Source organism: Chitinimonas violaceus, from assembly GCF_052601015.1.
The window spans coordinates 1-20,887 of record NZ_JBQXDJ010000065.1; the positions used below are offsets into that span (position 1 = coordinate 1).

The 20,887-nt window shown below is 53.9% G+C and carries 19 protein-coding genes and 1 pseudogene; 7 read left to right on the top strand and 13 right to left on the bottom strand.

Features of this window, described 5'->3' with window-relative positions; translation table 11 throughout:
* Positions 1 to 355 precede the first annotated feature (355 nt).
* From grxC to ACUHMQ_RS17145, 4 genes are all read left to right on the top strand, one after another.
* Positions 356 to 613, top strand: coding sequence for a glutaredoxin 3 (gene grxC / locus ACUHMQ_RS17130; RefSeq protein ID WP_445296676.1), 258 nt, complete (start codon positions 356 to 358; stop codon positions 611 to 613).
* Between the two features lie 95 nt (positions 614 to 708).
* On the top strand, positions 709 to 1,170 hold the full coding sequence (gene secB, locus ACUHMQ_RS17135; RefSeq protein ID WP_445296677.1) for a protein-export chaperone SecB: 462 nt from the start codon (positions 709 to 711) through the stop codon (positions 1,168 to 1,170).
* Positions 1,148 to 1,600 carry an SH3 domain-containing protein gene (locus ACUHMQ_RS17140; protein WP_445296678.1) on the top strand — a complete coding sequence of 151 codons (453 nt, stop codon included), beginning with the start codon at positions 1,148 to 1,150 and terminating at the stop codon, positions 1,598 to 1,600. Before secB ends, ACUHMQ_RS17140 begins: the two co-directional genes overlap by 23 nt.
* Complete coding sequence (locus tag ACUHMQ_RS17145; RefSeq protein WP_445296679.1) at positions 1,597 to 2,586, top strand: NAD(P)H-dependent glycerol-3-phosphate dehydrogenase; 990 nt, start codon at positions 1,597 to 1,599, stop codon at positions 2,584 to 2,586. The genes ACUHMQ_RS17140 and ACUHMQ_RS17145 overlap by 4 nt, the downstream gene beginning before the upstream one ends.
* Positions 2,587 to 2,834: 248 nt before the next feature.
* Here ACUHMQ_RS17145 and bioH read toward each other — a convergent pair whose 3' ends face one another.
* Together bioH and bioF are read right to left on the bottom strand one after the other, a co-directional pair.
* A complete protein-coding gene (gene bioH / locus ACUHMQ_RS17150; protein WP_445296680.1) occupies positions 2,835 to 3,599 on the bottom strand; it encodes a pimeloyl-ACP methyl ester esterase BioH in 765 nt (254 codons plus the stop codon).
* Complete coding sequence (gene bioF, locus ACUHMQ_RS17155) at positions 3,596 to 4,774, bottom strand: 8-amino-7-oxononanoate synthase (RefSeq protein ID WP_445296681.1); 1,179 nt, start codon at positions 4,772 to 4,774, stop codon at positions 3,596 to 3,598. Before bioF ends, bioH begins: the two co-directional genes overlap by 4 nt.
* Positions 4,775 to 4,902: 128 nt before the next feature.
* Here bioF and rfbC point away from each other — a divergent pair, with 128 nt between their 5' ends.
* Positions 4,903 to 5,448, top strand: a complete 546-nt coding sequence (rfbC, locus tag ACUHMQ_RS17160) for a dTDP-4-dehydrorhamnose 3,5-epimerase (RefSeq protein ID WP_445296682.1) — start codon at positions 4,903 to 4,905, stop codon at positions 5,446 to 5,448.
* Positions 5,449 to 5,502: 54 nt separating this feature from the next.
* Here the strand turns inward: rfbC and ACUHMQ_RS17165 are convergent, their stop codons facing one another.
* From ACUHMQ_RS17165 to ACUHMQ_RS17175, 3 genes are all read right to left on the bottom strand, one after another.
* Positions 5,503 to 8,211, bottom strand: a complete 2,709-nt coding sequence (locus ACUHMQ_RS17165) for a bifunctional acetate--CoA ligase family protein/GNAT family N-acetyltransferase (RefSeq protein WP_445296683.1) — start codon at positions 8,209 to 8,211, stop codon at positions 5,503 to 5,505.
* A 157-nt stretch (positions 8,212 to 8,368) separates the two neighbouring features.
* A complete protein-coding gene (locus tag ACUHMQ_RS17170; protein ID WP_445296684.1) occupies positions 8,369 to 10,063 on the bottom strand; it encodes a SulP family inorganic anion transporter in 1,695 nt (564 codons plus the stop codon).
* A gap of 118 nt (positions 10,064 to 10,181) precedes the next feature.
* The gene (locus tag ACUHMQ_RS17175) at positions 10,182 to 10,388 is read right to left on the bottom strand and encodes a heavy-metal-associated domain-containing protein (RefSeq protein WP_445296685.1); all 207 of its coding nucleotides are present in this window, start codon (positions 10,386 to 10,388) and stop codon (positions 10,182 to 10,184) included.
* Positions 10,389 to 10,590: 202 nt separating this feature from the next.
* On the opposite strand from ACUHMQ_RS17175, the gene ppa reads away from it, so the two are divergent.
* Positions 10,591 to 11,115: an inorganic diphosphatase gene (gene ppa / locus ACUHMQ_RS17180; protein WP_445296686.1), complete on the top strand. Its 525-nt coding sequence runs from the start codon at positions 10,591 to 10,593 to the stop codon at positions 11,113 to 11,115.
* Between the two features lie 261 nt (positions 11,116 to 11,376).
* On the top strand, positions 11,377 to 13,386 hold the full coding sequence (locus tag ACUHMQ_RS17185) for a M13 family metallopeptidase (protein WP_445296687.1): 2,010 nt from the start codon (positions 11,377 to 11,379) through the stop codon (positions 13,384 to 13,386).
* Positions 13,387 to 13,475: 89 nt separating this feature from the next.
* Here ACUHMQ_RS17185 and ACUHMQ_RS17190 read toward each other — a convergent pair whose 3' ends face one another.
* The 8 genes and pseudogenes from ACUHMQ_RS17190 to ACUHMQ_RS17225 form a co-directional block, all read right to left on the bottom strand.
* Positions 13,476 to 14,228, bottom strand: coding sequence for a DsbC family protein (locus ACUHMQ_RS17190; RefSeq protein ID WP_445296688.1), 753 nt, complete (start codon positions 14,226 to 14,228; stop codon positions 13,476 to 13,478).
* Positions 14,229 to 14,410: 182 nt separating this feature from the next.
* On the bottom strand, positions 14,411 to 15,565 hold the full coding sequence (locus tag ACUHMQ_RS17195) for a UbiH/UbiF family hydroxylase (RefSeq protein WP_445296689.1): 1,155 nt from the start codon (positions 15,563 to 15,565) through the stop codon (positions 14,411 to 14,413).
* Positions 15,562 to 16,731 (bottom strand): FAD-dependent monooxygenase, encoded by a 1,170-nt coding sequence (locus ACUHMQ_RS17200; RefSeq protein WP_445296690.1) that lies wholly within the window; start codon positions 16,729 to 16,731, stop codon positions 15,562 to 15,564. The genes ACUHMQ_RS17195 and ACUHMQ_RS17200 overlap by 4 nt, the downstream gene beginning before the upstream one ends.
* Positions 16,728 to 17,315 (bottom strand): GDP-mannose pyrophosphatase NudK, encoded by a 588-nt coding sequence (gene nudK / locus ACUHMQ_RS17205; RefSeq protein WP_445296691.1) that lies wholly within the window; start codon positions 17,313 to 17,315, stop codon positions 16,728 to 16,730. The genes ACUHMQ_RS17200 and nudK overlap by 4 nt, the downstream gene beginning before the upstream one ends.
* 49 nt (positions 17,316 to 17,364) lie before the next feature.
* Positions 17,365 to 18,693: an aminopeptidase P N-terminal domain-containing protein gene (locus ACUHMQ_RS17210; protein WP_445296692.1), complete on the bottom strand. Its 1,329-nt coding sequence runs from the start codon at positions 18,691 to 18,693 to the stop codon at positions 17,365 to 17,367.
* A gap of 119 nt (positions 18,694 to 18,812) precedes the next feature.
* Positions 18,813 to 19,754: a class I SAM-dependent methyltransferase gene (locus ACUHMQ_RS17215; protein ID WP_445296693.1), complete on the bottom strand. Its 942-nt coding sequence runs from the start codon at positions 19,752 to 19,754 to the stop codon at positions 18,813 to 18,815.
* 151 nt (positions 19,755 to 19,905) lie between these two features.
* On the bottom strand, positions 19,906 to 20,409 hold the full coding sequence (gene coaD, locus ACUHMQ_RS17220; RefSeq protein WP_445296694.1) for a pantetheine-phosphate adenylyltransferase: 504 nt from the start codon (positions 20,407 to 20,409) through the stop codon (positions 19,906 to 19,908).
* 370 nt (positions 20,410 to 20,779) lie between these two features.
* Positions 20,780 to 20,887, bottom strand: a pseudogene (locus ACUHMQ_RS17225) (IS5/IS1182 family transposase); the annotation flags it as partial.

The window sequence follows — 20,887 nt, forward strand, 5'->3', positions numbered from 1 at the left end:
CAAGCGCCTACGCTTATCGGCTGTATCTTGTTAAAGAGCGTTTGCCTATTCAGACCCACTCAGCTACACTCATCAGTTTCGCTTCGTTTTTGTCTGCGTCAGCAGCAGAGAGGCGAACTATACGCACACACCCAAATACCGTCAACACTGAAGTACAACTTTCTTTGAGGTCCGGCCAGGAAATTTGATAAGCCCATGATTTATAAACAGACGGACACTTCATAAATTTCTCCCGCATAGCAAAAGTCTCTCAGGTAGTTACCAATACCTCACTTAAGGCACCTGCTTTAGAATCCCACTTATACAGAAATTGGTGACTTTCCAATAAAAGAAGATATCGCTTCGGAGAAATTAGATGCCCAAGATCACGATGTACACCACAGGCTACTGCCCTTATTGCTTACGCGCCGAGCAACTTCTGATCCGCAAAGGTGTCACCCAGATCAACAAGATACGAATCGACCTGGATACAGCCGAGCGCGACATCATGATGTCCCGTACAGGTAGGCGTACCGTGCCACAGATATATATCAATGAGCGGCACATTGGCGGATTTGACGATCTTGCTGCTTTAGATCACGCAGGTGAACTTGATCTGCTTTTGGCTGATTAGGCGCCACTACTTCAAATAGCGTACACAGACTGAATCTGCGATGATTCGGCCGCATTTTCATTTGTCCATTCATTTCGATTCACACAGGAGTCGCCATGAGCGATCAGCAAGAGCAACCTATCTTCTCCATTGAGAAGCTTTATGTTAAAGATTTGTCGCTGGAGGTGCCTAATGCACCACAGGTTTACCTTGAAGCTCAACAACCTGAAGTTGATATGCAGCTCCATACCCAAACCCAGCAATTGGATGATGGTTACTTTGAGTCTGTATTAACAGTAACGGTGACCGCCAAACTGGGTGAAAAAACCGTGTTTCTTGCCGAAGCTTCGCAAGGCGGCATCTTTCAGATTCGCAACATCCCCGCGGAAGACCTGGAACCTATCCTTGGCATGGCTTGTCCGAACATCCTGTTCCCCTACGTGCGTGAAGTGATTTCCGACGTAGTGACGCGCGCTGGGTTCCCACCAGTGATTCTCGCTCCTATCAACTTCGAGCAGCTGTATATGCAGCGTCAAACCCAAGCTGCCAGCCAAGATGCACCAGCAACTGTTCAATAATCTTTTACCTGTAGTACTGCTGAGTTCTGTAGTACTACAGGCCCATGCGCTGGAATTTCGTTCCGTAGCAGCGCACGGTTCAGTCTTTTATGACTCTCCTTCCGCACAAGCAAAGAAGTTATTTGTGGCCAGTCGTGGAATGCCGGTAGAGATATTGGTTGAACAGGCAGACTGGTTACGAGTACGCGATCAATCCGGCGCACTTGCCTGGGTTGAGAAGAAGTCGTTGGCTAACAAGCGCAATGTTGTAGTGTCGGTTAGCAAGGCAGAAGTACGTACCGCGGCAGATGCCAAGGCAGCCTTACTGTTCTTTGCAGAAAAGGGCGTCTTGTTTGATTTGCTTGAGGCCGGCAAGACAGGCTGGGTGAAAGTCAAACATCGCGATGGTGCTATCGGCTATATCCGGGTCGAAGAGGTGTGGGGCGTATGAAACTGACCGTATTAGGCGCAGGTGCTTGGGGAACCGCCCTGGCAATGAGTTTTGCCCGCCATCATGACGTCACCTTATGGGGACGCGATGCTGGGCAAATCGACGCCATGCAGAAAGCAGGGGAGAACCTTCGTTACCTGCCCGGTTTATCTTTCCCTGCGAATTTACAGCTCAGCGCCTCACTTGCTGATGCAACGCTGAGTGCAGAACTGATTCTGGTTGTAACACCAACCGCAGGTTTACGTGGCAGCTTACGGGCCTTGACCTCGCTGGGTAGACGTGTGCCTGTCTTATGGGCGTGTAAAGGCCTTGAGGCCGACACACAGCTGCTGGCACATGATGTAGCCGCGGCGGAACTACCCAAAGAGGTACTTTGCGGTAGTCTGACCGGACCAAGCTTTGCCCAGGAAGTCGCAGCTGGCTTACCTGCAGCACTCACGCTAGCCGCCGAGGATGAGGCTTTTGCTCATGATATGGCCGCCAAACTGCACTCCAACCGTCTACGGATTTATTCCAGTGGCGACATTATCGGCGCGGAAATTGGCGGTGCGGTGAAGAACATCATGGCGATCGCCACCGGTGTGAGCGACGGACTGCAGCTGGGCAATAACGCGCGTGCAGCACTGATTACCCGTGGATTGGCGGAAATCTCTCGCTTTGGTATTGCACTAGGCGCGAAACCGGAGACTTTTACTGGTTTATCTGGCCTTGGTGATCTTATTCTTACTTGCACAGGCGATTTGTCACGTAACCGCAAAGTAGGGCTACTGCTGGCGCAAGGGAAGCCGCTAGCTGAAATCATCAGTAATCTCGGCCACGTTGCAGAGGGCGTCAATACCGCCAAAGCCGTATTGCAACAAGCACAGCGCAAAGGCATTGAAATGCCAATTACTGCTGCGGTGTGCGCTATGTTGTTTGAAGACCTTGCAGCGGCAGAAGCCATCAGATCACTGATGGGACGCGAGAGCAAACAAGAGGCCGCTTGAAAACGCTGCCGGCCTTTGCTGATTTAGCTGTTATCAGTGCTTGTGCGGCGCTCTTTGCTCTATTGACGACTGCTCGAGATAGATCCTGAGCAGGTTCCAAGATCCTGCTCAAAGTCTCGCGAGCTAAACAAGGCGAAAGCAACCGAGGAAGCGGAGTTTACGGGGGATAAATGCGCATTCCGAGGGTGTTTTCAACGCCGTATTGCTGACGCGCAGCAGACTTTGAACAGGTTCTAAGCCATCCCCGCTCATTGCTGCAAAAGAAAATCCAATTGGGCAGCTATGAATGCACCTTCATGTGAAATGAAGGGGGCATGCCCAGCACCAGTATGCATGACTAATTGCGCTCCACTTACCTGTGCCAACCAATGCCCGACTTCAAGTGGCGTCATCCGGTCACGGTCACCATATTGAAGCAAAAGTGGGCAAGCCAATTCAGGTATTCGCCCACGAAGATCGGTATTCTTCAAAATTTCCAACCCAGCTATCAACGCTGGCAATTGTGGTATCGAGCGCTTTTCCAAGCTGCTTTGCAAAGAACGCAATACTGTACGCCCGTCCCGGCTTCCCATGACTTGTAGCCCCAGAAACATCTCAAGGGTTGCTGCGTAATCTTTGATCAAACCATCAGCAAAGGCAGACAAAGTATCGACCGATGTAGCATAGGGCCAATCGGGACATTGCATAAAGCAAGGGGACGAAGCACATAGGGTCAATGAACGGACTTTATCAGGCACTTCTAAGGCCCACTGTATGCCTACAGCACCTCCTAGCGACCAACCAAGAACATGCACAGGTAGCGGAAAAGCTGCATCAAGGCTACGCGACAAACTTGCCAAGTCATAGGGGGAAACCATCTCGCTCCCCCCACACCCAGGCAGATCCACGACGTGCACACAGTAATGGGTCGACAATCGCTCTGCTGTACTTTGCCAGACACCTCCATGGATGCCCCAGCCATGCAACAACACCAAATCTTCGCCATGGCCCAGGGTTTCGATATATAAGCTCAACGCATTCCTCCAAGCATAGGCTCCAGCTCAGTCAATGCGGTTAGCAGTTCATCTACGTCCCCCTTACTGTGATTTGCAGATAACGTAATACGCAATCTGGGCTTCTGTACTGTGGGTGGTCGAATAGCTGCAACCCACAACCCGCGCTCCCACAGTGCCTGTGACATAGCCATCGTCTGCTCATTATTCGGTAATAACAGCGGCTGAATAGGCGTAATAGAGTCAGCTAGGCGATATGCAGTCCCGACCAACCCCTCGCGTAACTGGCCAATACGCGCCATTAAATGGTCTCGTCGCGATGTATCCTGCTCAATCGCCTGAATCCCCGCCAACGCAGCTGCTGCAATAGCCGCAGGATTTGCCGTGGTGTAGATCGCGGTACGCGCCTTATTCAATAACCAGTCGATCACAACCCGCTGTGCCGCCACCATTGCACCTGCGCTACCTACCGCCTTCCCCAGGGTAGCCATATAGATAAGCTGAGGTGAAGCCAACTGCCAATGCGCCAGACTGCCACGCCCTCCGCCCAGTACACCAAAGCCGTGCGCATCATCAACATACAACCAGGCATCATAGCGTTCCGCCAACATCAATAGATCTGGCAAAGGCGCTAAATCACCATCCATGCTGTAAACCGCATCGACAGCAATCAATTTTCGCTTGGCCTTGGACTTAGCCAGCATCGCCTCCAATGCAGAAAGGTGGTTATGAGGGAATCTTCGGAAATCTGCCCGGCTCAAAGCGCAGGCATCATTTAACGAGGCATGATTCAGCTTATCGGTAAACACCGCATCCTTACGCCCCAACAAGCCGGTAACTACACCCAGATTGGCCATATAGCCAGATGAAAAACCCAGTGCCGCGGGCATGTCAATGAAGCATGCAAAAGCTCGTTCCAATGCCTCGTGTGGAGACTGATGACCGCACACCAGATGGGAAGCACCGCTGCCAACACCATATCGCTGTACAGCCTGCTCAGCCGCTACACGCAAACAGGCATCGTTGGCGAGTCCCAAATAATCATTCGAGCAGAAATTAAGCAGAGTCCGCCCCTCAACCTGGACCCGCACTCCTTGAGGAGAGTCAACGACATGTCGGTAGCGACGTAGATGTAGGCCATCCAATTCATCAAGACCTGCTTGCAGAGCCTCGAGTAAAGAAAAATGTGTGGTCATGCCGACATTCTATCCCCCTCATCCCTAACAAGACTCCTGAATCGGCCCCAAGTGCTGCTCCCTTAGCATAACTACACCACCTCTGTTATCTTCAGTATCAGCGCCCATCCTTTCGAGCAATAAATATCATGCAAGCAATTCCCACCTCGATTCCCGATGTCATCATTCTCGAACCCAAGGTTTTCGGCGATGAACGAGGATTTTTCTATGAAAGCTTTAATGGCAGGGTCTTCAAAGCGCTGACAGGTGTCGATACGCCATTTGTACAGGATAACCACTCCAAATCTTCGCGTGGCGTATTGCGTGGCCTGCATTACCAGCTGCAACAAGCTCAAGGCAAGCTTGTAAGGGTAACCTCCGGAGAAGTACTGGATGTGTCAGTTGATATCCGCAAGTCGTCCTCTACCTTCGGCCGCTGGGTCAGCGTTCGCCTATCGGGCGAAAATAAGCGTCAACTCTGGATACCGCCCGGTTTCGCCCACGGTTTCGTCGTACTGAGCGAGTCCGCCGAGTTCCTATACAAGACCACTGACTACTATGCCCCGGAGCATGAGCGTTGCATTGCATGGAACGATCCACAACTGGCTATCGACTGGGAATACACTGATGAGCCGCAGCTATCTGCCAAAGATAAGCTGGGTAAACCTTTCAGTGAAGCAGACCTCTTTGCCTGATCGTCCCTGTTGGAATAGTTAAAGGCCGCATTTGCGGCCTTTTTATTTAACCCATCACGACAATGATTTCACAACCCATTTGAGCGTTGCATCATCCGGGTGTGGCCGGATATCGAAACCCAGCTTTTTCATAAGTCCGAGCATATGGGTGTTGGAAGCCAGGATATCGCCCTCAATCGTACACAACCTCGCGTCCCGTGCAGCGTTGAACAAGGCTGACATCAGCTGGGTACCTAATCCCTTACCCTGCCAGCGGTCAGCAATCGAAATGGCAAACTCTGCACTGGCTGCATCCGGATTGGCTGTGTAACGCGCCACCCCTACCATTTGTGCTTGACCACCTACTTCAACAGTAGCCACCACAGCCATTTCTCTGGCGTAATCGAGCTGGGTGAAACGTACCAGCATGCCTGGCGGCAACTGCTTCAAGGTACTCATGAAGCGGTTAAAGCGGCTCTCGTCTGAGAGCTCCTCCCGCACAAACCGTTGCAGTTCATCCGCGTCCTCGGAACGTATTGGCCGAAAAACACATGCTGTACTATCTTTGAGCTGACCATGCTCCACCAGATGAGCCGGATAGGGATGCACAGCCATATGGCTGTAACGATGAAAGTCTTCTGGCAGCGGCGCAACAATCATGTTGGCGTCCACTGCTACCGCCCCATACTCATCAACAACCACAGGATTCAGATCCAACTGCTGCATCTCGGGTAGTTCGCAGACCATCTCTGATACTCGGAGCAACACATCCTTCACCGCGTCCATGTCCACTGGCGGGTGACTGCGAAAAGCACCCAGTGCCCGTGCCACCTTGGTACGGCGGATCAGGTTCGCGGCGATCATGTCATTCAAGGGCGGCAGTGTCACCGCAACGTCCTCGAACACATCCACAGTAAGGCCGCCTGAGCCGAATGCAATCATCGGGCCAAACACCGCGTCCCTCGTCACCCCCACCATCAGCTCGCGACCATGTCGCTTACCATGCATTTTTTGTACGACCATGCCCTTCACACTGTCTTTGGGAAGCCGTTGCCGGGCATAGGCAAGCATCGACTCAGTATTGTCGGCCACCTGCTCGAGCGAATTCAGATTGAGCAAGACCCCATCGATATCGCTCTTGTGCAGAAGATTGTCCGCGTCGATTTTCAACGCGACTGGCAGCCCTACGCGCGATGCAGCGGCAATGGCCTCGTCCGGTGTAGAGGCCAGCAGTGTCGGCGGATAGGGAATATGGAATGCCTCCAACACCGCCAAGGTCTCAGCAGTGTTCAGGATGCTACGCCCCGCAGCCAACGACTGTGCAATCACCCTGCGGGCGCTTTCCACATCCGGCTCGCTGCGACTGGCAAGCGGGCCTGGCGTCTGCAGACTGAGCTCCTGCACATAACTCCAGGCAGCCAAACTCGCAAAGGCTTCCACCGCGTGTTCAGGCGCCAGGAAGTACGCCATATGCGCCCTATCGAGTAGCTTCCGCGACAATGCAATCCGCTTGTCACCAAGCCAAACCAGCATCAGCAACTTGTCTGTACGCCCCCTCAGCTCGATCATTCTCTCTGCGGTTGCCAAATCGTCGGTTCCAGCCTGTGGTGTCAGAATCACCAGCACACCATCGATATTGGGGTCGGCAAGGCACGCCTCTGCAGCCGCAAGAAAACGCGCCGGGGGAGCATCCCCAAGAATATCGACCGGATTATCATGTGTACCGACCGTGGGAAGTTCCGCATCCAACCTGGCAACGGTAGTGGGGCTCAGCTTGGGCAGCTCAACACCCAAGGCCAGCGCTCGGTCAACCGCCATACGGCCAACGCCATAACCGTTCGAAATCACTGCCAACCTGCGGCCCTTGGTACGGATATTCGCGGCCAGCATCTGCGCCGCAATCGTCATATGCACCATGGTGGGCACACGCAGTACCCCCGTACGACGCAAGGCAGCATCAAACGCATCATCGCGACCAATCAGCCGTTCAGAATGTGTACGCGTTGCTCGATCACTACCCGTATGTTCCCGACCCACTTTCAGGCATACCACCGGCTTTTGCCTCGCCGCTGCACGTAATGCACTCATGAAACCACGCGCTTCGCCCACATCTTCCAGATAAAGCAAAATGCCGCGTGTGGCGCTGTCCTGCGACAAATAATCAAGCACCTCGCCAAAGTTCACATCGGCTGCGGCGCCTAGTGATACGACAGTTGAGAAACCCACATCGTGCGCTTCCGCCCAATCGAGGATGGCGGTCGCGACTGAACTCGACTGCGCCACCAACGCCAGATTCCCCGGCTTGACCTTGCCGTGGTAATTCGCAGCGATCAGCCCTGCAGCTGGCCGCATCATGCCCAACAGATTTGGGCCCAGTACACGTACGCCATATCGGCCAGCAATCGCGATTGCTTCATCCAGCAAGGCCCTGTTTGGCGCATCGACCGCAACAAAGTCACGCGATAACACCAGCACCATCCTAACGCCGCGCTCACCGCACTCACGCATCAACGCAGGCAGCGTACGCGCCGGGGTGGCAATGATGGCCAGATCGACCTCACCTTTGGGCACCGCGCTGATGCGTGTGTAGACAGTCTCGCCAAAGACTTTGGGATGACGCAGATTGACCCCGAAGAGCCGACCTTTGAAACGAGCATCAAGCAGATTACGGAAGACCAGCGCCCCCACCGAATCTGGCGTCTCGGAAGCACCAATGACCACCACGCTCCGCGGTTGAAACAACGGCGTGAGGTAATGGGCTTTCATGGCGGTCCAACGGTCCATGGCAACAATCCGAGGTAAAGGTTCTACACAGTGGGTAACGTGACAAGACACCTGGATGAACTCCGTGTCTTATCGATGGCGCGCTTAGCATGGCCAGGGTACGGGTCTGGCGTACATTCAACAGTCAGCATATGCCATTCGACTAGATATGACTGCATCAGTCCAGTGTATTTAAGGCTTTGCTGTGTGCCGCCACCAGGGATTCTGCGCGGGCAAGCCCACCAACCAGGTCCGCTTGAATATTGTCCATACCCAGTTTCTGTGGCAGCCCAGCCTCGGCGATACGTTCTGCATTGTCGGCAAGTACACTGCATAGAATCAAAGTCTGTCCACGGGCTGTGAATTTGGCGGCGAGTTGTTCAATAGCGAGCAAACCCGTGGTATCAAGCAAGGTAACCTGATGTAATTGCAGTACGATGACCTGCGTATCAGCCGTCACCTCGTCCAGCAACATTTCAAGCTTGTCCGCCGCGCCGAAAAACAGCGCGCCCTCCATCCGATAGACCACTGTTCGTGCCGGGATCACCTTGTCGACAACCGCATGGCGGCCAAGTGCCTCAATGTAGGCAGGTGTGATCTTTTTCAATGCTGTCTGACCTGCAATCCGGTGGATAAAGAACATACCTGCCAGTAAGAGGCCAATCTCTATTGCAATGGTCAGATCGAACAGCACCGTCAAAGCAAAGGTGACCGCCAACACAAGCGTGTCACGACGTGGGTATTGCCTGGCCTTGCGGATATCCCAGTCCCCCATCTTGATGGCCGTCGCCACCAGGATCGCGGCCAGTACCGCCAATGGGACATAGCTAGCCAAGGGCGCAGCGACGAGCACCACGATCAATAAGGCCAACGCGTGGAAGATGCCGGCCAAGGGTGTACGCCCACCGTTCTGGATATTGGTAGCTGTGCGGGCAATCGCACCTGTCGCTGCAATACCGCCGAACAAGGGCACGACCAGATTGGCAATCCCCTGCGCCATCAATTCCTGGTCGGAATCATGATGGTCGCCAGTCGCTTTATCAGCCACAACAGCACAGAGTAAGGATTCAATGGCCCCAAGCAGTGCGATCTTGCTGGCTGGCGATAGCAGATTCGAGAAATTCTCCCAATCGAACAATAGCGGCGTAAACGTAGGCAGTCCTTGCGGAATACCACCGAACTTACTGCCTATAGTTGCCACTGGCAGATTGACCAACGCAACCACGAATGCAGCCCCGATAAGCGCTACAAATGGCGCAGGGAGTAACCGGTTAAACCGTTTAGGCCACGTCAGAATCAAGACCAGACTACCTGTAGCAAGCAAAAAGGTAGGCCAATGCAGGTGTTCGATCTCATGCCAGAGCAGATAAACCAACGCAAAGAAATTGTCCGGCATGCTGGCCACGGGCAGGCCAAAGAAATCCTTCAGCTGCGTCAACAGGATGATGACGGCAATGCCATTGGTAAAGCCGGTAATGATGGGCATGGGAAAGAAACGGATGACCTGACCAAGCCGGCATAACCCCATCAGCAACAGCATGATGCCCGCCATGAAGGTAGCCACCGCCAGGTTCGCCACCCCATATTGCACGACGATGCTATGCAATATCACGATGTACGCCCCTGTCGGCCCACCGATACAAAGCCGGGAGCCACCCAGTCCTGAGATCAACAACCCAGCGATGATGGCAGTAAAGATACCTGCTTCCGGTGGAACGCCCGACGCTATAGCAAAAGCCATCGCCAGTGGTAACGCCACGACAGCAACAGTCAGGCCGGCGATAAAATCGGCACGAATGCTGTCGCTATCACATCGACCTAAAAGGTCAAACAGACGAGGGCGAAAGTGTGGCAGGTAGGTGATGATATTCATTGCAGTACTGGCACACGTTCGACCTCTAGCGAGCCGGGATAGTCCGTAGATCTACGTTTAAACCATAGCACCCACAGGCAGATGGCGTAGCACTACCGCGCCGGCTCCCAACCAAACCTCAACTAGTTACATCAAAGCCCGCAACTTCAATCGCCGCTCGCAGGGTAGCGACATCGGTTCGTACTGGATCGAAATCCACTTTCGCGCACTTATCGGCGAGGCTGGCAGTAACTTGCTGCACACCAGGATGCGCTTTCAGCGCCTTTTCCACCGCAGCCACACAACCGCCGCAAGTCATGCCCTCAATCAAAAACACATGTTCCATATAGCTGCCCTTGTTTGAACAAAAAGCACACAGTGTACGGTAGCGGGTTACAGGCAAGCGCTAGCTAAAACACTAGCTTTCAACAATCTACCGACCGTCAATATGCCAGGCAGTCCAAAACGGTCGCCATGCCGGGAACGGAACCGGCGGTTATAATTGCGCCGTTTTTATATTCCTATCCCGTATTCATAAGGACTTCACCATGATCCTCGACCGCGTTCCTGCCGGTAAAGATGTACCGAACGACTTCAATGTCGTAATCGAAATCCCAGCCAACGCCGCGCCGATCAAGTACGAGTTAGACAAAGAAACTGGCGCTATGTTTGTCGACCGTTTCATGGGCACTGCCATGTTCTACCCCTGCAACTATGGCTATGTACCGCAAACCCTGAGCGAGGATGGCGACCCCGTCGATGTGCTCGTGGTCACCCCCTTCCCGCTGAGCCTGGGTGTTGTCGTACGCTGCCGTGCCCTGGGTGTGTTGAAGATGGAAGATGAGTCCGGCATCGACGCAAAGCTGATTGCCGTACCAGTCGACAAGCTCTGCCCGATGTACAAGGACATCCGGTCCACTGCAGACCTGCCTGCATTACTGCTGGAACAGATCAAGCACTTCTTCGAACACTACAAAGACCTGGAGAAGGGCAAGTGGGTCAAGGTAACCGGTTGGGATGGCATTGAAGCTGCCCAGAAGGAATTGGTAGACGGTGTAGCGCGTTATAAGTAAGTGTTAAACGCCAGCTAACGCATTGCTGTAGACGCTGCTCACGCTTCAAAAAAATCCGGTGGCCGAACCCCACCGGATTTTTTATACCCGTCAGCCTGTTTGTGCCCGTATGCGGTATCGCTCAAACCATGTGGCCTGCAACTTTCCAACCACATTCCACGTATTCTCTCAAACCCGCAACCATCCTACGTTTCATCAGGTCATACCGCAGCTTGTCAAAAGAATTCGGCAACGTAAAAACGCATAAATGGAAGGAGAACCATGCAACTACGCCATATCGCCTGCGCCATCGCGCTGGCTTTCCCGCTCGCGGTCAATGCCGCTACTTCGGGTATCAACAAGGACAACTTTGATCCCCAGGTACGAATCCAGGACGATCTCTACACCGCTGTTAACGGTGGTTGGATGCAACGTACGGAGATTCCAGCAGATAAGACAAGCTGGGGGGCATTCCATCAATTACGTGATCTGTCCGAACAACGTGTGCACGGCATCATCGAGTCTGCCGCGGGCAATGCAACCGACCCAAAATCCAAGCAGATTGCTGACCTTTACGCGAGCTTCATGAATGAAGCTGAGATAGAAAAACAAAGCTTAAGTCCGATCAAACCCCTGCTCACAGAAATCGAACAGATCAAACAGCACGGTGACTTGACCAAACAGTTCGGCGCTCTGCAGCTGCTTGGCCTCAACCTACCAATCAGACTCGATGTACGTGTCGATGCCAAAGATTCGAACCGTTATCTGCTGCACGTTCTGCAAGGTGGGCTTGGCTTGCCCGACCGCGACTACTACCTCGAGAAAGACGAGCGTTTTGCCAAAGCCCGCGATGCGTATATGGCGTATCTGGGCAAGCTGCTGGTACTCAGCGGAACAACTGAAGATGTTGCAGGACAAAAAGCCCAGGCGATTGTTGTACTGGAATCAAAGCTTGCGCGGATTCAATGGTCCGTGGTTGAAAACCGTGACCCGCAAAAAACTTATAACAAGTACGACTTGGCCCGCCTGAAGAAACTCACACCAGGCGTAGATTTCAAGTCTCTGCTTGTTGCGGCTGAAGCCAGCAGCATCAACGAAATCAACGTCAGCCAACCAAGCTACCAACAAGCCCTGGCCAAGTTGGTTACTGCTACCGATATCGCAGTTTGGCGCGACTATCTGCGCATCCGCGCAATCGACAGGTTCGCACCAATGCTGCCAGAACCCTTTGTGAAAGCGCATTTCAACTTCCATGAAGCCGCCATTGCCGGCGCCAAAGAGCAACGCCCCCGTTGGAAACGTGGTGTGGAATTCGTTGAAAGCCAGGTCACCGAATCGGTAGGCCAGTTCTATGTCGCCCAGTATTTCCCTCCAGAATCCAAACAGAAAATGGAGGTGCTGGTCAGTAATCTGCTCAAGGCCTATGCACAAAGCATCGACAATCTCACCTGGATGAGCCCTGCCACCAAAGCCGCAGCTCACGACAAACTTGGCAGATATACCGTAAAGATCGGCTACCCAAGCAAATGGCGGGACTATAGCGGCCTAGCGGTGAAAGCCAATGACCTCATCGGCAACACGATACGTGGCGCACAGTTCGAATACCGCTTCGATCTGGCCCGGTTGAACAAACCAGTAGACCGCGAGGAATGGTGCATGCCGCCACAAATGGTGAATGCCTATTACAACCCGTCAAAGAACGAAATCGTTTTCCCGGCAGCCATTCTGCAACCTCCATTCTTCGACGCCAATGCCGATGATGCCATCAACTATGGCGGGATCGGCGCGGTAATCGGGCATGAAATCAGCCATGGTTTTGACGACCAGGGCAGCCAGTATGACGGGCATGGCAATATGAAGAACTGGTGGCAGAAAGAAGACCAGCAAGCCTTCCGAAGCCTTACCGAGCAGCTGGTCGCCCAATACAACCAGTACGAGCCTATAGCCGGCCGGTTCGTCAATGGGCAACTCACGCTGGGGGAAAACATTGCCGATCTGTCCGGTCTTCAAATTGCTTACAAAGCTTATCAACTAAGCCTTGGTGGCAAACCGGCCGAGTCGATTGACGGCTTTACAGGCGACCAGCGTTTCTTCATCGGCTTTGCCCAGATCTGGCGTAACAAAACGCGGGATGCACGGGCATTGCAACTCCTGACGATAGACCCGCACTCCCCAGCCCAATATCGGCCGGTTGGCGCTGTGGTGAACAGCGATGCTTTTATGGCTGCCTTTGGCGTGCAGCCGGGTGATGGCATGTTCAAACCAGAGAAGGAGCGCATTCGTATCTGGTAAACCGATAGCCACAATAGAAATGGGCCGCATGCAGCGGCCCACTTTCTTTGAACAGGTTCTTACATAAATTTTGCTATATCGCGTCGATACTACTTCTTGCTATTACTGGCGACAGGCTTGCTATTCAACTTGGCTTCAAATTCCTTCGCATCGATCGCGCCGGAAACCATCTCACCGCTTTCAAACACCATGGCAGGCGTACCATTAATTTCGAGCTTTTCCGCTATCGAAGCGATTTCAGCCAACGGAGTTGCACAACTGCCATCACCCTCAACCAACTTGCCGTCCATAATCCAGTTCGACCAGGCTTTTTGGCGATCCTCAGCACACCAGATCAACGATGATTTGCGTGCGGCATCGGGGTGCAGCTGAGCAAGCGGCATCAGGAAAGTGTAAACCGTAACGTCATCCAGCTTGGCGATGGTGTCACGCTCCAGCTTCTTGCAAAATGGGCAATCCGGATCGGAGAACACCGCCACCTTGCGCGTACCCTTGCCACGCACTTCCTTGATTGCCTTATCAAGCGGCAATGTACTGAAATCTGTACGCGACAATTCACGGACACGCGCCTCTGTCAGGCTGCTGCGGGTCTTCACATCGATCATGTCGCCCACAAAGAGGTGGTCGACCTTTGCATCGGTATAAACGATCTGCTTGGAACCCAGCACCACTTCATACATTCCCTTGATTGGTGTGGCGCGCACACTGGTCACAGGGCGTTGTGGGAATTTCTTTTCCATCTCTGCTTTGACAGAAGCAGGGCTTTCGCCTGCCGCATTGGCGCAGGCAGCCAGGGCAAAGCCGACGCTAGCGGCAGCAATACGTTTGGCGATGAGGTTCATGGTAAGCGGTCCTTGTACTGAAAAATCGTTTAGTTGGTAACTCAAAATCGCATCTTACTTCGTAGCGCTTGCAGGCCAACAGAAAAGTTTCTGTTGAAACCTGTTCAAGATGATCTGTCACGAGCAGCTGTCAGCAGCACATAGGCCCTGATCACGGCTGCGCAGCAGACTTTGGTCAGGTTCTAGCGAAAAGCCTGCTGCATCAGCAAGCGCTTCAACGGCCCTGCGCTATCCGTCAGGTTCAGACCGAAATTACGCAATGGGCTCAAAAACGGGTACTGCAAAGAAAACAGTTTCTGCAAACCATCACAGACCATCTGCATGCGAAGCACATCCTCCGCACGGCTGCGCGCGTAACGCGCCAATAAATACGCATCACCGGGGTCACGCCCTGGTGATGCGTTAAGAATACTGGCCAGCATACTGGCATCGCCAAAGCCCAGGTTCACCCCTTGGCCTGCCAACGGGTGAATCGTGTGTGCGGCATCCCCCACCAAGGCAAGGCGAGAACCCGTTACCTTGGCAGCACGACCCAAAGACAGGGGAAAAGCCGCTGCCGGCGTTATGCAATGCAGATCACCCAACGCCCTGCCGCCTGCCATCGCAACGCGATTAGCAAGATCACTCGATGACATTGCGCGCAACTTAACTGCGTGATCATCGTCGGTAGACCAGACAATGGAGATACGGTTCCCTGGTAATGGTAACCATGCCAGGATGCCATCGGTGCGAAACCACTGGCGTGCAATATCGCCATGCGGTCGCTCACAAGTAAAGTTGGCTACCACACCACACTGATGGTAAGGCTGACGGCTGAATTGTATGCCCGCCTGCTCACGCAACCAGGATTGCGCGCCATCTGCAGCCACCGCCAGCTTTGCATTCAGTACCCGGTCGTCAGCCAGCCGCAGCTGTACCGAATCCGCGCCAAATTCCACAGATTGCATTTCTGCCGGACTGATCAGCGTTACCCGATTTGCCAATGCCTGCCATAGCGTCGCCTGGAGGCTACGGTTCTCCACTGTTGCGGCCAGTGCATCGGCGGCCAGATCGAGTGCGTCGAAATGAATCGCACCGCCTGCGTCACCGCGGACATCCATCTTACGTATCCAGCCCGGGCGAACGGGTGGCCAGGCACCAATCGTGCGCAAAAAAGCCTGGCTGCCCGGGCTGATTGCGTAGATACGGTTATCCCAATCGCCGTCGGCATAGCTCGGTGCTTGCTGCGCAGTGCGCTCTATCAACACAACCCGCCAGTTCGACGCCAGTGCCAATGCAAGACTGGCGCCCACCAAACCACCACCAACGATCGCAATATCAAAATCCGTGTTGTTCATTGGCTGCCAAACACCATACGTTGGGCAAAACCTCGCCGCAGTGGTTTGAGGTTATCCATCGCAAGAAAGCCTACTGTACGGATCTGGCGCAACAACGGGGCTTGATTACCAAAAAGACGGATCAGCCCATCGGTAACCCCTACCGTCGTCAAACTATCGGTTTTACGCAAATCGGCATAGCGTGCCAGCATGGTAGCCCGCCCCAGCTGTGCGGCAGGCATGCTGTTTATGACACGAGCCAACGTCATCGCATCACGCAGACCAAGATTGAAGCCCTGTCCTGCCACCGGATGCAGGGTTTGTGCTGCATTACCGACCACAGCAACGCGCCGCGCCTGATGACTGGATGCCCATTTCAACCGCAGTGGGAAAACCGCCCGGGGCCCTGCATGACATAACCGGCCTGCACGGTCCCCCAACCTGGCCTGCAGTTCACGCAGGAAACCTGCTTCATCCAAACTGGCTGCGTTCAACGGGTCGTCCTTAGGCCGGGTCCAGACCACAGCGTACCCATCGCCTTTGGGCAGCATGGCAATCGGGCCATCGGTAGCGAAACGCTCAAAAGCCAACCCATAATGTGGCTTATCTGTTTGCACCTCTGCCGTAATCGCCAGCTGCTGGTAGTCATACTGATCCTGCCCTATCCCTGCCTCGGCCAACAACTGGCCACCTTCAGCCAACACCACCAAACGGGCAGTGATCAGCCCTTTATGGCCATCACTATCGACATCCACGACAGCATAACCATCCAAGGTTTTCAAACAGGCGGCCTTGCAACCGGTCAGATAATGCAGGTGTGATCCTGTGGCCGCTTGCAGACGAGCATGCATCGCCTTCGCCAATGCAGCGTAGGGCAATACATAGCCCAATACAGGTAAATCCAGGTCAGCAGCGCGTAACCGCACCCGGCCAAACCCGCCTTGCTGTGAGACATGCACGGTTTGGATAGCTGTTGCCGCATCGGCAGGCCAGACATTCAAATCCAGCAAGGTCTGCTGGCTGGCCTGCGCTATTGCTAACGTACGAGCGTCTTCAACAGGTTGCTGGCGTGCCTCCAGCACCGCAACATTAAGCTGGCTATTGGCCAGCGAAAGCGCCAATGCGCCGCCAACCGGGCCACCGCCGACAATCAATACATCTACATGGGTAGGTAGAACAGGCTTCATGCACGCTCCGGCAATAAACCGTGAATCTGGGCATATTGCAGCAGCATGATGGTCTTACCATCCCGGATTTCGCCACTGCGTATCGCCGCCAATGCCTGCACGAAAGGCATTTCCAACACTTCTATATCTTCACCTTCGTGTGGAACGCCGCCACCTGCGCCAACTTTGCCCGCATGGTCATACTCAGCCACAAAAAAATGTAGTATCTCGGTCACAGAACCAGGCGACATATAGGCTTCGAACACCTTTTGCACCGCACCGACCTGGTAACCGGTTTCTTCCATCACCTCACGTCGAATGCAATCCTCCGGCGCATCATTGTCCAGCAGGCCGGCACAGGCTTCGATCAGGAGACCATCGGGGTTGCCGTTAAGGAATGTGGGCAGGCGGAATTGACGCGTCAACACCACCGTACCGCGCTGACGGTTGTAAAGCAGAATAGCCGCACCATTTCCCCGGTCATATACCTCGCGGGTCTGGGTCACCACCTTACCGTCACTCTGCTGACGGCTGTAGATGTGCTTGTGAAGCAGATACCAGTTGTCCGACAAAAAATGGCTTTCCAGCAACTCAACCTGTTTCATGGGTTCCGGCTCTCCCAACCGTCAGTCCTCTTGTTTGCGAATTCCGGACTCAACGCGCCATAGTGGCTTCGATATCGGCCACGGTCTTAGGTGTCAGCGCAGTCAGGTTCTCGTAGCCGTCAGGTGTCACGAGCAAATCGTCCTCGATACGTACACCGATGTGCATGAAGTGCTCAGGCACTTCCACATAGCTGGCGGGGGAATCCGGCAGCAGGGGCCGGAAGTAGAGACCCGGCTCCACGGTCAACACCATACCGGCCTGTAAGGAGCGCGATTCGCCATTGAGCTTGTAGCGCCCAGCATCGTGCACATCCAACCCCAGCCAGTGGCCGGTACCATGCATATAGAACTGCTTGTAGGCTTCCTGTTCGATCAAGCCATCCACAGTACCGGAAAGCAGCTTCAAATCCGCCAAGCCCTGAGTCAGCGTACGAACCGCAGCATCGTGATAGGCCATACGTGGCACGCCGGGTCTGACCTTCTCGAAACCGGCATTCATGGCCGCCAACACCAGCTCGTAGATATCCTTCTGTGGCCCGCTGAACTTGCCGGATACCGGGAAGGTACGGGTGATATCAGACGCATAGCCATGCAGCTCGCACCCCGCATCGATCAACAGCAGATCACCCGCCTGCATACGCCGGTTGTTCTCGTGATAGTGCAGACAGGTGGCGTTATGGCCACTGGCAACAATCGAGCCATAAGCGGGCGAACGCGAACCTTGCTTCATGAAGTGGTAAAGCAGTTCTGCTTCCACCTCGTATTCAAACTGCCCCGGCTTTGCCGTCTGCATGGCACGGATGTGCGCTTCGCCCGAAATACGGCCGGCTTCACGCATCAGGCCGATTTCACTCTCGTCTTTCAACAACCGCATCTCATCGATAACGGCACGGGCATCGATAAACTCGATAGGTGTATCGACGCCACCACGACCGCGGCTGGTAGCTTGGGCCGCGAGCTTAAATATGCGTGCATCCCATTCGGCATCAAACCCAACCGGGAAGTACACCCGTTCGGTGCCCATCATCCATTCCGACAACTTACTGTCGAGCTGGTCAATCGCGAACGCCTCGTTTACTCCGAAGACTTCACGGGCTGCCTCCGGGCCGAATAGAAAGCCTTCCCAAATCTCGCGCAACTCATTCTTGGGTTGGCAAAACAGCGTGGACTTGGGGTCGGCCCCCAGCTGCATCACCAAGACCGCTTCGGGCTCGTAAAAGCCAGTCAGATAGTAAAAACGGCTGTCGTAACGAAAGGGAAAGTCATTATCGTAGTTACGACACTGGACTCTGGCAGTAGGCAGGATGAGCAAGCCCGATTGCAGTTGATGATTCAGCGCAACACGGCGAGCCTGATGGCGTTCAACTTGGATATGCATCGTAGCAGTCACTTGGTTTGGCGCAGATTACGCGCACAGATTGGCGATTATAGACACTTGGCGTGATGGATCCGGTGCAACACGCAAGATGAAGAACATCCAACACCTGCCAGTCATCGCTATGCCTGGGTCTGGAAGCGGAAACACTGGTGAATCTTACGATTACGGAAATCTTCCGGTACCGATTGGGCACTGATATCCCGACAACGCGTCTTCAACGAGTCGTCGAGCTCAAAACCCCGAAGATTGTTCGAGAAATACAGTACACCGCCTGGCATCAATAATTTCAGGCAGCTATTTACCAGCTGTACGTGATCGCGTTGGACATCAAGGATGTCGAGCATCTTGGCCGAATTTGAAAAGCTCGGCGGGTCCATCACGATCAAGTCAAACAACTGGCCTTCGTCAATGGCCGTTTCCAAATACCGGAACACATCGGCCCGCACCAGCTGGTGGCGTTGCATGTCCAACCCATTCAGTTCAAAATTGCGCTTCGACCAGTCCTGATAGGTATTGGACAAATCTACCGTCACCGAACTGCTTGCCCCGCCCGTTGCTGCATACACCGTGAAGCTGCCGGTATAAGCGAACAGGTTGAGAAAACGCTTGCCTTCCGCTTCTTCCGCAACGCGTTTACGGGTCGGACGGTGGTCCAGAAAGAGACCGGTATCCAGATACTCGTCCAGATTGACCCAGAACTTGCGGCCTTGTTCCTCCACCACAAAGTGTTCGCTATGGTGACCGGTACGGCTGTATTGGAATTCCCCTTTCTGGCGCCGGCGAATCTTGAACGCAATGGTCTTGGGCGGCATACCCAAAACCTCTGCAACGGTTGTGCGCACTTCGGCTACCCAGGCCGCATGCTCTTCATCGGTCTGCTGCCAGCCTGTATCGTACTCGGCGATATGGGCACGACCGCCATACACGTCGACTGCCACCGGGTACTGCGGGATATCGCGATCATAAATACGATATGCCTCGGTATCGACTCGTTTTGCCCATTTAGCGTAGTGCTTGGCATTCTTGGCGAGACGGTTCTGGAAATCTTGCAGGGCCGACATGGTGATTCCGTTCAAATGCACGTGAAGCGCAGGGGATATTGCAAAGTACAGCGATGAAGTAATACGTGCTGATGAGAACCCATTCATGATCTTGCTGTGCTGCCGTGATCAGGGCTTATGTGTCACCCCCGTAGGGGGACACCGCATCCATTCAGACCTTATTGCGCAAGGACATCTCGATAAACCGACGGTGCACTGGAGCCGGGACGTACTTTTGCAGCACATCCTCCCAGCCTTCGGGCCCGACCAGTCCCTTAATCATGGTTGAGCTGACTTCGGCAATCTCACGCGGGGGCATCAGGAAAATCGTATCAATGCTGGGCACCAGATCAGCATTCACATAACGCATGGTGCGTTCGAACTCATAGTCGCTGGCGGTGCGAATACCACGCAGGATATAGTTTGCGCCCATGCTCTGAGCGTAGTTGACCAGGAACTGGTTCTCGAAGCTGGCCAACTTAAGGCGCGGCAAATGCGATGTACATTCACGCAACATCGCCTCCCGTTCTTTCACCGTGAAGGTGCTCCGTTTATCCGGATTCACCCCTATCGCCACGATCATCTCGTCGAACAATTCATAGCCTTGCTCAATCATCCATAGGTGGCCATTGGTCACCGGATCAAAGCTACCTGCATATACTGCTCGTTTTGTCATGATTGAATCTCCCCAGGGGCGCCCATTCTAGGCGATTACGCTCACCGCGCCGATAAGACGGGCACACGAAAAGCTCAAGACGACCCAAACCACCGGTTGTATGCACACAGTGAACAAGTTCTTAGCCACAATCTCACACTGTTTGTACCGGCAAGTCGTCTGAATTGCCAAGGCTGCAGCAGGACAAACTGCAGAATCCCATAAAGCGCCATTCAAGTAAAAAGCCACCCGTGGGTGGCTTAGAATCTGCTTACGATCTGTCGCGAGCAGCTGTCAGCAGCGCATAAGCCCTGATCCAGCTGCGCAGTAAGATCGTGAACCCGTTTACAGAACCTATCCAAATTCTCGCGAGCTAGGGTCTGTTGACGTTTCACATAGGTAGCCATAGAAACCCACAGGCCATGGCAACCATGCTTTCATAGTTCCGTTTCAGTTTGTCGAACCGGAACGCCACTGCACGGTAATGCTTCAGCCTCGC

Coding starts and splice junctions, on each gene's coding strand:
- grxC (WP_445296676.1), top strand. CDS start 356: ATGCCCAAGATCACGATGTACACCACAGGCTACTGCCCTTATTGCTTA.
- secB (WP_445296677.1), top strand. CDS start 709: ATGAGCGATCAGCAAGAGCAACCTATCTTCTCCATTGAGAAGCTTTAT.
- ACUHMQ_RS17140 (WP_445296678.1), top strand. CDS start 1,148: ATGCACCAGCAACTGTTCAATAATCTTTTACCTGTAGTACTGCTGAGT.
- ACUHMQ_RS17145 (WP_445296679.1), top strand. CDS start 1,597: ATGAAACTGACCGTATTAGGCGCAGGTGCTTGGGGAACCGCCCTGGCA.
- bioF (WP_445296681.1), bottom strand. CDS start 4,774: ATGACCACACATTTTTCTTTACTCGAGGCTCTGCAAGCAGGTCTTGAT.
- rfbC (WP_445296682.1), top strand. CDS start 4,903: ATGCAAGCAATTCCCACCTCGATTCCCGATGTCATCATTCTCGAACCC.
- ACUHMQ_RS17165 (WP_445296683.1), bottom strand. CDS start 8,211: ATGGACCGTTGGACCGCCATGAAAGCCCATTACCTCACGCCGTTGTTT.
- ACUHMQ_RS17170 (WP_445296684.1), bottom strand. CDS start 10,063: ATGAATATCATCACCTACCTGCCACACTTTCGCCCTCGTCTGTTTGAC.
- ACUHMQ_RS17175 (WP_445296685.1), bottom strand. CDS start 10,388: ATGGAACATGTGTTTTTGATTGAGGGCATGACTTGCGGCGGTTGTGTG.
- ppa (WP_445296686.1), top strand. CDS start 10,591: ATGATCCTCGACCGCGTTCCTGCCGGTAAAGATGTACCGAACGACTTC.
- ACUHMQ_RS17185 (WP_445296687.1), top strand. CDS start 11,377: ATGCAACTACGCCATATCGCCTGCGCCATCGCGCTGGCTTTCCCGCTC.
- ACUHMQ_RS17190 (WP_445296688.1), bottom strand. CDS start 14,228: ATGAACCTCATCGCCAAACGTATTGCTGCCGCTAGCGTCGGCTTTGCC.
- ACUHMQ_RS17195 (WP_445296689.1), bottom strand. CDS start 15,565: ATGAACAACACGGATTTTGATATTGCGATCGTTGGTGGTGGTTTGGTG.
- ACUHMQ_RS17200 (WP_445296690.1), bottom strand. CDS start 16,731: ATGAAGCCTGTTCTACCTACCCATGTAGATGTATTGATTGTCGGCGGT.
- nudK (WP_445296691.1), bottom strand. CDS start 17,315: ATGAAACAGGTTGAGTTGCTGGAAAGCCATTTTTTGTCGGACAACTGG.
- ACUHMQ_RS17210 (WP_445296692.1), bottom strand. CDS start 18,693: ATGCATATCCAAGTTGAACGCCATCAGGCTCGCCGTGTTGCGCTGAAT.
- ACUHMQ_RS17215 (WP_445296693.1), bottom strand. CDS start 19,754: ATGTCGGCCCTGCAAGATTTCCAGAACCGTCTCGCCAAGAATGCCAAG.
- coaD (WP_445296694.1), bottom strand. CDS start 20,409: ATGACAAAACGAGCAGTATATGCAGGTAGCTTTGATCCGGTGACCAAT.